Annotated in this window: 11 protein-coding genes and 1 pseudogene; 5 read left to right on the top strand and 7 right to left on the bottom strand. The window is 71.7% G+C overall.

The window, feature by feature from the left end:
* The 4 genes and pseudogenes from ACFW2E_RS14220 to ACFW2E_RS14205 all read right to left on the bottom strand — a co-directional run.
* Nucleotides 1-305, bottom strand: a pseudogene (locus ACFW2E_RS14220) (hypothetical protein); the annotation flags it as partial.
* 262 nt (nt 306-567) lie between these two features.
* On the bottom strand, nt 568-1,368 hold the full coding sequence (locus ACFW2E_RS14215; RefSeq protein WP_384466094.1) for a TIGR03936 family radical SAM-associated protein: 801 nt from the start codon (nt 1,366-1,368) through the stop codon (nt 568-570).
* A 48-nt stretch (nt 1,369-1,416) separates the two neighbouring features.
* Nucleotides 1,417-2,523: a hypothetical protein gene (locus ACFW2E_RS14210; RefSeq protein WP_384466092.1), complete on the bottom strand. Its 1,107-nt coding sequence runs from the start codon at nt 2,521-2,523 to the stop codon at nt 1,417-1,419.
* Between the two features lie 226 nt (nt 2,524-2,749).
* A complete protein-coding gene (locus ACFW2E_RS14205) occupies nt 2,750-3,373 on the bottom strand; it encodes a hypothetical protein (RefSeq protein WP_384466090.1) in 624 nt (207 codons plus the stop codon).
* 150 nt (nt 3,374-3,523) lie between these two features.
* Between ACFW2E_RS14205 and ACFW2E_RS14200 the strand changes: the two genes are divergently transcribed.
* Together ACFW2E_RS14200 and ACFW2E_RS14195 are read left to right on the top strand one after the other, a co-directional pair.
* Nucleotides 3,524-4,738, top strand: a complete 1,215-nt coding sequence (locus ACFW2E_RS14200) for an alpha/beta hydrolase family protein (protein WP_384466088.1) — start codon at nt 3,524-3,526, stop codon at nt 4,736-4,738.
* Nucleotides 4,739-5,167: 429 nt separating this feature from the next.
* Nucleotides 5,168-6,067: a MerR family transcriptional regulator gene (locus tag ACFW2E_RS14195; RefSeq protein ID WP_384466086.1), complete on the top strand. Its 900-nt coding sequence runs from the start codon at nt 5,168-5,170 to the stop codon at nt 6,065-6,067.
* Nucleotides 6,068-6,161: 94 nt separating this feature from the next.
* Here the strand turns inward: ACFW2E_RS14195 and ACFW2E_RS14190 are convergent, their stop codons facing one another.
* A complete protein-coding gene (locus ACFW2E_RS14190; RefSeq protein WP_384466084.1) occupies nt 6,162-6,881 on the bottom strand; it encodes a DUF2637 domain-containing protein in 720 nt (239 codons plus the stop codon).
* A 577-nt stretch (nt 6,882-7,458) separates the two neighbouring features.
* On the opposite strand from ACFW2E_RS14190, the gene ACFW2E_RS14185 reads away from it, so the two are divergent.
* Nucleotides 7,459-8,043 (top strand): TerD family protein, encoded by a 585-nt coding sequence (locus ACFW2E_RS14185; RefSeq protein WP_384466082.1) that lies wholly within the window; start codon nt 7,459-7,461, stop codon nt 8,041-8,043.
* Between the two features lie 159 nt (nt 8,044-8,202).
* Here ACFW2E_RS14185 and ACFW2E_RS14180 read toward each other — a convergent pair whose 3' ends face one another.
* Nucleotides 8,203-8,901 carry an SDR family oxidoreductase gene (locus tag ACFW2E_RS14180; protein WP_384466080.1) on the bottom strand — a complete coding sequence of 233 codons (699 nt, stop codon included), beginning with the start codon at nt 8,899-8,901 and terminating at the stop codon, nt 8,203-8,205.
* A gap of 51 nt (nt 8,902-8,952) precedes the next feature.
* Complete coding sequence (locus tag ACFW2E_RS14175) at nt 8,953-9,225, bottom strand: hypothetical protein (RefSeq protein ID WP_384466078.1); 273 nt, start codon at nt 9,223-9,225, stop codon at nt 8,953-8,955.
* Nucleotides 9,226-9,502: 277 nt separating this feature from the next.
* Here ACFW2E_RS14175 and ACFW2E_RS14170 point away from each other — a divergent pair, with 277 nt between their 5' ends.
* Together ACFW2E_RS14170 and ACFW2E_RS14165 are read left to right on the top strand one after the other, a co-directional pair.
* A complete protein-coding gene (locus ACFW2E_RS14170; RefSeq protein WP_384466076.1) occupies nt 9,503-10,198 on the top strand; it encodes a DUF899 domain-containing protein in 696 nt (231 codons plus the stop codon).
* A gap of 135 nt (nt 10,199-10,333) precedes the next feature.
* Nucleotides 10,334-10,714: a hypothetical protein gene (locus tag ACFW2E_RS14165; RefSeq protein ID WP_384466075.1), complete on the top strand. Its 381-nt coding sequence runs from the start codon at nt 10,334-10,336 to the stop codon at nt 10,712-10,714.
* Nucleotides 10,715-10,763 lie beyond the last annotated feature (49 nt).

Here is a 10,763-nt window from a genome sequence, read left to right as displayed (position 1 = left end):
GGAACAACCGCCTCGGCAACCTCCGCGGACGCGGGCGCACCGGCGGGCGCGGACGCACGACGCGTGGCGCGGCGACGCGGACGAGCCGCGGGCGCGGCCTCTTCAGCGGTGGCAGGCTCCCCCACGGTCTCGGCCTCGGTCGTCTCCTCGGCCGGTATGGCCGGCACGGTGACCTCGGTCGGGGCATCGCCCTCGGCGGGCGGGCCCGCCGGGCGGGACGCGGCACGGCGCCGCCTCCGCGGCGGCAGGGTGTCGCTGGGGGTGTTCAGTTCGGAACCCTCGGTGGGTTCGGTCGGTTCGAGCATGCGGGCGTTTCTCCCGTCAGGCTCCCGGGCGCCGCGCCTGGTCCGGCGTCGATCGGATCGATCGAACGCCGGTGACGTCCGCGGCCCGCGCGGTGCGCGATGGCCGCCGTCCGGGGCGCGGGCGCCGCACGGGAGCTCTCCGTGTCCTGTCTCGCCGGTTCCGTACGCCATGTCGCGTACGGCCTGGCGAAAGTCTTCTGGTCGGTGCGCTGCCCGACCCAGATGGCTCCCGAGTACGAGGGCGGCGCTACGACGCCCGCCCCTACGCGGAACCTTCCGGCATCGGCGCCGTCGCGGCGGCAGTCGCGGCGGCCGGGTGGGGCTCGGGCGCTGCTGCCTCGCGGTCGGGCGCGAGCGGGTCGGTCACCGTGCCGGTCTCTTCATCGAGCAGCCCCTGCGCCAGCCTGGTCACCGCTGCGGGGACCGGCGGCGCCAGGTCGGCCACGGCGCGGAGACCGGACAGGACGTCGTCGGGTCGTACGGCAGGCGTCACGTGCCGAACAACCAGCCGCAGTATCGCACAGGGCTGGCCGGTCGGCCTATCAGCCTGCGAACTGTGCGTTTCCGCGGTCCGCAGGCTCTCCAGACTCACGACGGCGGAACGGGCGTCGAAGGTACGGACGCCGTTCTTGGTCATGCGCTGTACTTCGACGGTCTCGGCCTCGGTGAAGGCCTCGACCGCGCGCTCGGCGTCGGCCCGGTCGACGCCGTCCAGCCGCAGCTCCCACACGGAAGCCGTCAGCCGGTCGGCGAGTCCCGACGTCCGCGCCTCGACCGCGTCGACGATGTCCAGCCCGGTGGGCATCGACTCGTCGAGGAGGGCGCGCAGCCTCTCCGGGTCGCGGGCCGCGGTGAGCGCGATCTCCAGGTACTCCGCCTCACTGCCCGTGCCGGTGGGTGCGGCATTGGCGTACGACACCTTCGGATGCGGCGTGAACCCCGCCGAGTACGCCATCGGCACCTCGGCGCGGCGCAACGCGCGCTCGAAGGCGCGCTGGAAGTCACGGTGGCTGGTGAACCGGAGGCGGCCGCGCTTGGTGTAGCGCAGTCGGATGCGCTGCACCGCGGGTGCGGGCGGCGGGCCTTCGGGCTGTCGCTTGCCCAGTGTCGTTCAGTCCTTCGTGAGAGCGGTCGTACTGCTATCAAGACTACGTGTCCGAGGGCCCGTGGGTTCCCGCCGGGCCACCGCCTCCGGCCGCCGGGGTTCCCCGAACAGCATCCGCCGGACGTCGGCACGTGCCTGCCGTACGGTCTCGCGCGCGGCGGCAAGGGCCTGCCGGGTGGCCCGTCCCACGGCGCGCGCGGCCTCGGCGGCGGGCCGCAGCACGACGTCCCGGACGACGTGCCCGACCGGTGTGAGGACGGTCCGGTACGCCCACTTCACCGGCTCCACGAAGATCCACCGGAAGAGGGTCCCGAGGAACCGCCCGACGGCGAGCGAGACCCGCCCGGCGACCCGCCAGGCATGCCCGAGCGCCTCCCCGATCTCCCGCGCCACGACGGCGAGGACCCGGCCGACGGGCACGAGCACCCAGCGCCACAGGGCGAGGGCGGGCAGGACGAGGAGGATGCGTGTCGTCCAGTACAGGACGGCGCCGACGCCGGTGACGACGGCGCCCACGAGCCACGCCAGCGCTCGTCCGACAGGTGCGAGGATCCGCTCGTACAGCCACCGGGCCGGGATGACGAGCAGGTGCCGGACCAGCCAGGCAACGGCGGTGCAGACACCCACCCCTGCTGCGGCGAGCAGGAGGCCGACGCCCTTGAGCAGCCGTGCGACGCCGTGTCCGACCGGCGTGAGCACGCGCGCGTACAGCCACTCCAGGCCGGCCCCGATCCGGCGCGCGACCCAGGCGAGGGCGTGCCCGACGGGGGTCAGCACGCGGCGGTGGAGCCAGCCGAGCGGCACGGCCACGAGCACGTGCCCGAGCCATGCGAGGGCCTTCGCGGCCGGCACGACGACGTACCGCCACAGCACCACCAGCGGCCATACGAAGACCGCCCGTCCGACCCACAGCAGCGCCCGGCCGAGTGGCCGCAGCACGGTGTCGGTGAGGAACCGTCCGGCGACGACGAGCGCGTCCCACGCCATCCGCACGGGAACGACCAGTACGAACACGACGATCCGCAGGGGGATGCGCAGCGCGACGATCAGGCACCCCTCGGGTTCCGCGCGCCGCCGTTCCGGCGTGTTCTCGGGCGTTTTTTCGAACTCCATGCACACGGAGACGCCTCAGGCCCACGTCCGGATCCAGTGACACGGCTTCCCGTCCCGCTCGTCCTCGGATCCCGCGCCGCCGGCCTCGATCACCTTGCGCGAGCCGGTTTGGTGGGATCGCAGGTCGCGAGCACGCGGTCGAGGCCGCGGGCGTACGGCAGGACCTCGCGGAGCATGGGGGTGGCGTGTCCTAGGAGCGGCACGGCTCGGTTCCGGGCCGGGCGGTCTACCCGGGCTGGGCCGCCGTCGACCGTTCCTTGTAGGCGTCCGGATAGCGGTTCGTGAACTTGATCACCGCGACCAGGAGTGCCACGGGGATGACCCAGTTGAACCAGTCGTCCATGGAGGGGATGCGGATGGCCAGCCAGGTCGAGACGGCCATGAGGGCGAAGACCACGCCCCATGCCGCGGTCAGGACCTGGTTGATGTGCTTGAAGACGGGCGAGTCCCAGTATTCGCGGGGGGTCTGCTGCCGGGCGTACTGCGCCGTGAAGGGATCGGCGAAGAGGGATCCCAGCGCGACGGCGGCCACCACGGCGTTGGAGATGACCTGGGCGTAGGTCTCCAGCCAGATGAGCTCCGAGCGGTTCAGCGCCAGCGCGAGGACCGAGACCACGGCGAAGAACACGATGCCGACCATGTCGAGGAGGTAGATCCTGCCCCGGAGTATGTCCTGGCCCGACAGGACTATCGCGGCGATCAGCGCGGCCAGCGCCGCGTATTCCCAGGTGCTGGGGCTCGCGACCACTCCGAAGATGATCCACGGGGCGAAGGACAGGAACACGCCCCTGCTGTTGGCGGGTTCCTTGGCCGGGACATTGGTCGCCGCCCGCGTCGGCTGCTGCCCCATGGGGGGTCCTCCCTCGCTGGTCGAGACCGCCCCCTCCCTTCCAGCGTGCCGTGGGCGCGAGCGGCCCGCATGCCGTCCCGGGTGCGTCCCGCAGAGCGGACTCATACGGTGCCTTCCAGGGGGCGACCGTACGGTGCAGCGGGAGCGGCCATGACCTACCGGTTCAGCAAGAACGAGCAGTTCAACTACGAGATCCTGCTCGCGCTCGGCTCGGCGTGGCGGCAGGGCGCCGATGTCGGAGAGGTGCTGGCCACCACCTCGGCCGTGGCGGACGGCGACGGGGAGACCTGGTTCGCGGCCTGGACCGGACTGGCCCGCAGGGTCCGTGAGCAGGCCGGGAGGTGTGCGGCCGAGGAGCGCGCGGTGAGCGCCCGGGACGCCTATCTGCGGGCGGCCGGGTACTACGGCACCGCGCTCGTCGCCGTCGACGCGCTCCCGGACCCCGAGGCGCCGCTGCGCGAGGTGTTCGCGGAGCACCGCGACTGCTTCGACCGGTTCCTGCAGGCCTGGGACCCGCCCGCGGAGCGGGTCTCGATCCCGTACGAGGGCGGGTCGCTTCCCGGGTATCTCGTCGGCCCGCCCGGCGATCTCGGGCCGCTGCCCACGCTGATCGTCAACAACGGCAGCGACGGCCCGATCAGCGCCGCCTGGACGCTGCTCGGGGCGCCGGCGGTGGCCCGCGAGTACCGGGTGCTGCTGTTCGACGGGCCGGGCCAGCAGTCGATGCTGTTCGAACGCGGGGTGACGTTCCGGCCCGACTGGGAGCACGTCATCACCCCGATCGTCGACTTCCTCCTCGCCCGCGGCGACGTCGACCCCCGGCGGATCGTCCTGGCCGGGATCAGCCAGGCCGGCTACTGGGTCCCCCGCGCGCTCGCGTTCGAGCACCGGATCGCCGCCGCGGTCGCCGACCCCGGCGTCGTCGCGGTCGCGGACAGCTGGTGGCACAACCTCGGCCCGGAGCTGCGCGCCCTGTGGGAGTCCGGCGATCGTACGGCCTTCGACCGCGTCATGACGGAGGCCCTGGACGGGGACCCGGCGCTGGCCGCCACGTGGCGCTGGCGGGCCAAGCCGTACGGCATCGACTCCCCCTTCGACCTGCTCACCGAGGTCTCCGCGTACGACGTCACACCGTTCGTCGAGCGGATCACCACTCCGCTGCTGATCACCGACCCGGACGGCGAGCACTTCTGGCCGGGGGCGTCGCAGCGCCTGTACGACGCGCTCCCCGGCCCGAAGCACCTGGTCCGCTTCACCGAGGAGGAGGGTGCGCACCTGCACTGCGAGCCGATGGGCCGCGCCGCGTTCGAGCAGCGCGTGTTCGACTGGCTGGACGCCCGCCTGGCCTCGGTCCAGCACCTCTAGGTCCGACGCTCAGTCGCCGAGGTTCGTGGACGGCCGGGTCGGGCACCGGGGCCGGCGCCGAGTCGCCGTCCTGCGGCAGCCCGGCGTCCAGGTGGGCGATGCGGGCGATCCGCTCGGGGCGGCGGTCCGCCGCGCCCGGCACCGGGTGGGCGGCGTAGTCGTGGCCGACACGCACCAGCCGGGGCACGGTGAGGGAGTCGATCAGCCGGACCACGTCCTCGACGTGGGTCGCCAGATCGGCCCCGGGCTCGCGGCTCAGCGTGACGGGGTGCGCCTCGGGACCCGAATCCCGCAGCGGACCGGCCGCTTCGCTCCAGATCCGGGCGTTGGTGAACGGGCCGGAGAGCGAGATGAAGACGGACATCGGCACCTCCAGGGGCGGGGTCGTCGCGGGTAATCTGGGAACTCCCCCTGAGGGAGGTTCAACTCTTGTCCGCTGACAACACCCTGGGTATCGGCGAACTCGCCGCGCGGGCGGGGACCACGGTCAAGACGGTCCGTTTCTACTCGGACCAGGGGCTGCTGCCCGAGGCCACCCGCAGCAGCGGCGGTCACCGCCGTTACGGGCCAGAGGCGCTGTCCCGGCTGCGCACGATCCGGTCGCTGCGCTCGCTCGGCGTTCCCGTCCCGGAGATCGGGCGCGTGCTGGACTCCGGGGACTCGCTGGAGGCCGTGGTGGCGCGTCGGCTGGACGACCTCGGCACCGAACTCGCCGCCCTGCGCTGGCGCGAGGCCGCGCTGCGGGCCCTGCACGAGGGCACCCCGGACCTGCTGGCGGACCGCCTGGAGCTGATAGGCGCGGTCAGTGTCCCGCCCAGCACGTCCGCGCTCGCGCACTACTGGCGCCGCCTGTTGCCGGTGCGTCTGTCCGCCCGTCTGCGCTCGGCGGTCACCGAGGCGGCCGTACCGCAGCCGCCCGCCGACCCGACCCCGGACCAGGTCCTCGCCTTCGCCCGGCTGCACGCGCTGGCGACGGACGCCACCGACCACTGCCTCACGTCCCACCGGCCCGCCACCGCCGTACACCCGGATCTGCTCTACGACGGTCTGTACGAGGCCTACCAATTGGTGGAAGCCGCCCTGCGGGCCGATCGTGCGCCCGGTCCGGGCGAGGCGCTGGACTGCTATGCGGCCGCCCATGCCCGCGCCTCGGGCACCCGGGACGGCCCGGCCTTCCGTCACGCCCTCACGGTCCGGCTGGCCGCGGCGGACCACCCGGTGATGGCCCGTTACTGGGCGCTGGCAGGCGAGTTGACGCCCGGTCTCACCCTCGGCGCGGCGGACCTCTGGCTCCGCGAGGCCCTGACCGTGAGCACGGCAGCAGGCTGAACGCGCGGTTCCCGCCCACGACTCAGTCCTCGCCCGGGCGGGCGAGGACTGAGTGGTTCGCGCGTCTGTCGTGGTCAGCGGCCGGGGACGGCCCTCACGGCTTGGCACTCCGCTGCGCGTGCGCGCCGTGCCGCGGCCGGCACCGGGACGAGACCTGGCCGACGAGCTCCCAGAAGCACACCAGGGCGGTGATCGGCGGGAGTCCGACCATCACGACCGACAGCAGGGAATGCGGGGACTGGCTGACGGACAGCGCCACGGCCATGGCCGAGGCGGTCAGCAGCACACCCCAGGACCGCCGTGTGTGCCGCCGCTGAACGGTCGCCCGCAGGATGGACAGACCCGCCACGAACCACGGCCCGTACACCATGAGCGGCCACCAGCGCGCCAGCCTCGCGGGCAGGACGGACGCGGCGATTCCGTGCAACTGGCCGTAGGAGTAGGCGATCGACCAGCCCAGCATGCACGCCGCGCACACCAGGATCGCCGCGATCAGGATCGTGACGTGGGTGATCCGCTGGCCGCCGTCCAGGAAATGGGAGTCCGCACGCAGCCGTCGCCGGTTGGCCCTGCGGTGCTGCCGGCTGATCCGAACGTGTGCGGGATCCGCGCGAGTTGCGGTGGAGAGCATCTGGGCCAGCTCTTCGTCCAGATCCCAGCCCTTCGGTGTGGTGCCCGGCCGGGCCGTACCGTTCCACGACTGCTGTGTCGGGAAGGAGGCCGCGTCGTAGGACGGCTGGCGCAGCGTGTCGTGGTCGGCCCTCAGGGCGAACTGAAGATCATAGAAATTGTCCTCATCATAATTCCTGTCCATTCTGAAACCCCTTCGCGCTCTCGTTCCCGCTGGTCAGCCCAGAGCGCGGGGGCCGGGCGGTGCCGGGACGGCATTGGGTCCGCAATACCGCTCCCGCATCACCCTCATATATTCACTTTCCAAGTTTCTGATCTTGTCCAGAAAATCATCCAGTAGGTCCGAGCAATGACCGAGGTCAGCGCCACCGCCCGTCAGCGTGTGGCCCATGACATACGACGGCTGCCCCATGGCTCCGCACCCTTCTCTCCCTGTCACTGTCCCCTAACGAGCACATTCGGAGGAAAGGTATCGGGCATTCGGGGAATCAACTCACCCGGAGGAGTTGCCCGGCCTGTCGATGACCACATTTACGGGAGATGTACATGAATCAAAAGAGCTTGAAATTACCGGTCCGCTCACCCCGCTCGCCGGACGGCCCCGCCCGGCGTCGTCGAGGCCCCGGTGGACGACCGCCCCGGCTCGCCCCGCGATCAGCCGTAACGATACTGCTGTAACCGGGAATCGGCGTCTCGCGGCAGGGGGGCTTCCAGGCACACTTTGCCTGTCGCAGTCCCGGCATCAAGAGGATGAATCACGCATGATTACGCTCACGAAGGAAGACGGCCCGGCGGATCTGGACGGAGTGACCCACCTGTCCATCGGGGTGTCCTGGGATCCCACGGCCGGCAGCAGCGGCGGGGTGATGGGCGCGCTCCGCCGCAAGACCGGTACCGACCTGGACCTGATCGCCATCGCCATGCAGGGCGCGGACCCGGTGCGCCTGGCGGGGCTCGACTCCCTGGACCCCATGGGCAACGGCTCCCTGGTGCACAGCGGTGACAACCAGACCGGGCGCGGGGACGGCGACGACGAGACGGTCACGGTCGAGTTCGCGCGGATACCGAACCACATCACGTCGATCGTGTTCGTCGCCGCCGCTTTCAAGAAGGGCAGTTCCTTCCAGAAGGCGCGCAACATCAGCTTCAAGGTGTACGACGCCACCGGTGGCAGCTCTCAGCAGGTCGCCGACATCTGGCCGAGCCTGCTCAGCCAGGACAACGGCTGCGCCGTGGCGAAGGCCATGCGGGTCGGCGGCAGTTGGAAGCTCGAGGTGATCAACGTGACCGGGAAGATCAAGCAGGGTGACGAGCATGCCCTGATGCGCTTCGCCATGAGCAAGTAGCGCCGCCGCCGCGGCGCGCGCCGCGGCCGGCTCGGCAGGGCCCTGGGCGTACGGTCCGGCACAGGGCCCACCGGCCGGCAATCCGCCCGTGCCCAATACAGTTCGCGTGGGGCCGCTCCAAGGTGCTCTGCCCCGCCCGTATCCCGCCCGGCGCGCGGCTCACCGGTTGGCGTACAGCGCCTCCAAGTCCCCCGAGAGCGCGGCGCGTACGCGGCGGGTGCCCTCGTCGGCCAGCACCTCGGGTTGGTCGTCGAGCAGCGCGGTCATGGTCATCTCGGCCACATCGGCCGCGAGGATCTTCGGGGCGTCGATGTCCGCCGCCAGGTCGGTGTCCACATAGCCGGCATGCACGCCGACCACCAGCGTGCCCTGCTCCCGCAGCGCCAGCCGGAAGGCGTTCGTCAACGACCACTGCGCGGACTTGGAGGCCGCGTAGCTCGGCAGCCGCCTGTTGGCCACCCACGACGCCACGGACAGCATGTTGACCAGCGCTCCCCCGCCGTTGGCGGCCAGCACGGGGGCGAACGCGCGCGAGACGGCCCAGGTGCCGAAGTAGTTGACCTCCATCTCGCGCCTGGCACCGTCGAACGACCCCTCGAGGAGGGACGGTCCGCCGGCGACCCCGGCGTTGTTGACGACGATGCCGACATCGGCGGCGGTACGGGCCGCCTCGGCCACCTGTTCCTCGTCGGTGACGTCCAGCCGCAGCGGGGTGAGCGCGGGGTCCCGGACGGTCTCCGGGTCCCGGACGCCGGCGTACACCTTGGCGGCGCCGTGCGCGAGCAGTGCCTGGGCGAAGGCCAGCCCGATGCCCCGGTTGGCCCCCGTGACCAAGGCCGCGGAACCGTTGATGTCCATGATCGTCCTCCCTGGGCAGAGGTCTGAAGTGCGCGGCGGACGAAGCAGCCGTCAGGGCGGGTCGGCCGCCGGGAGGCAGGCACCGCCAGCGGTGCCACCCGCCACACCGGCCCCGGTCGGGGCGCTCACACGGCCCTTCGGGCCACCGTGCACACCTTGGGTGCAGGCGGCACCGACCGCGTCCGGGAATTCGGCGCCCGACTGCCGGACCGTGTTCGTGACGGCCGGGATGTCCGCACGGGCGGCGGGGGCGGTGCAGGACACACCGCCGAGCGCGAGGTTCAGACCGGTGAGGACATCGGTGACACGAACCGACACGCACATGAGAGACACCTGCTCTCCGGGGTTGGCCGGGGATTCGCGGATCCGACGTGCCGGGCGGCGGACACGGCCGCCGCGCAACCGTGGACCGGGGCCCCCGCACCCGCCGGCTCGGCGGGACAGCCCTCCTGCGTCCGACGCTAGAACAGCGCACCGCCGTGCGCACTCCGGCGGGGGTCTTCCGCTTGCCTCGTCGGCCGGCGACCGATGAGTTCCGGAGCCCGGTGGAGTCCACCTCCGTACAAGCGAAAGCCGCACGCACGAACCCTGTGAGGGAACCATGACCACTCACGCACTACCACCCGTCGTGGACACCGCGACCTGGGAGCACCGGCTCGAGGCACTGCGTGCCCGGGAAAAGGCCGCGACGCGGGAGCTCGACGCCATCGCCGCCGAGCGCCGTCGCCTGCCGATGGTGGAGATGCCCGAGTACACCCTGGAGGGCGAGGACGGACCCGTTCGGCTGGCTGACGTCTTCGAGGGCAGGAGCCAGCTGATCGTCTACAGCCACATGTGGTTCGCGGGCAAGGAATGGCAGTGCCCGGGCTGCACGGGGTTCACCTCGCAGTACACCCGCCTGGAGTTCCTCGACAACTACGACGCGCGGTTCGTCGTCGTCACCCAGGGTCCCATCGAGGAGGCCCTCGCCTACAAGCGGCGGGTCGGCAACATGATGGCCTGGTACTCGACCGCCAACAGCCCGTTCGGGGCCGACGTGGGCGCGCCGCCCGACGGAGGATTCGCGGTCAACGTGTTCCTGCGCGACGGCGACACCGTCTATCGCACCTGGCACACCAACGGCCGGGGGACCGAGCAGCTCAGTCACTCCTTCGCGCTGATCGACGTCCTGCCGTACGGGCGGCAGGAGGAATGGCAGGACTCTCCGGAGGGCTGGCCCCAGTCGCCCACCTACAGCCGATGGGCCACGTCCAAGGACATCGCCGCGCTCTACGGCTCGGAGTCCGGCGGCGGCTGAACCGACCACGGAGGAGTTGAACGCGTTCAGAAATGGTGCCAGGATGTCGGCACGACGGAACCGTGACCGGCGGGCGGTCGAATCACGGTCGGCTTCGACGCGGCTCCCGGGGCCCGGGGAAGGGGGAGGGCCGTGGTGCCCCAGTCATCCGGCGTCGCAAGGCGACGGCACGCCGTGTTCGCCGTGTGGCTGCTGGCACTCACGGGATGCACTCCGCACATGTACGACGACGTGCCGGCGCTGCATGACGTGAAGCCGGCGGAGGTGTCCGGGTCATGGCTCGGCTACGACCGGACGAACGTCGTCCTCCGGCCGGACGGGAAGGCCGACATCCGTCTCCTGGACGGCCAGGAATGGGACTTCGACGACGGATGGCGCCTGTCGGGCACGGGAACCTGGAGACTGACCGACCAGCGGACCGGGTGGAACGACGGCCGGCACGTCCGGCTGACTCTCACCTCACGCACCGCGGCGGCGACACGGCCCCCGCGGCCGGCCGATGCGGTCGCGCCCTAGTCGGTCACTCCCCCCGCACCCCAGCCCAACACCCGGTCCATCCCGCTGA

This window comes from Streptomyces sp. NPDC058964, assembly GCF_042741275.1.
Taxonomy (GTDB): Bacteria; Actinomycetota; Actinomycetes; order Streptomycetales; family Streptomycetaceae; genus Streptomyces.
Note: the sequence above shows the minus strand (reverse complement) of the source record. Positions and strands in the feature narration are given on the sequence as shown.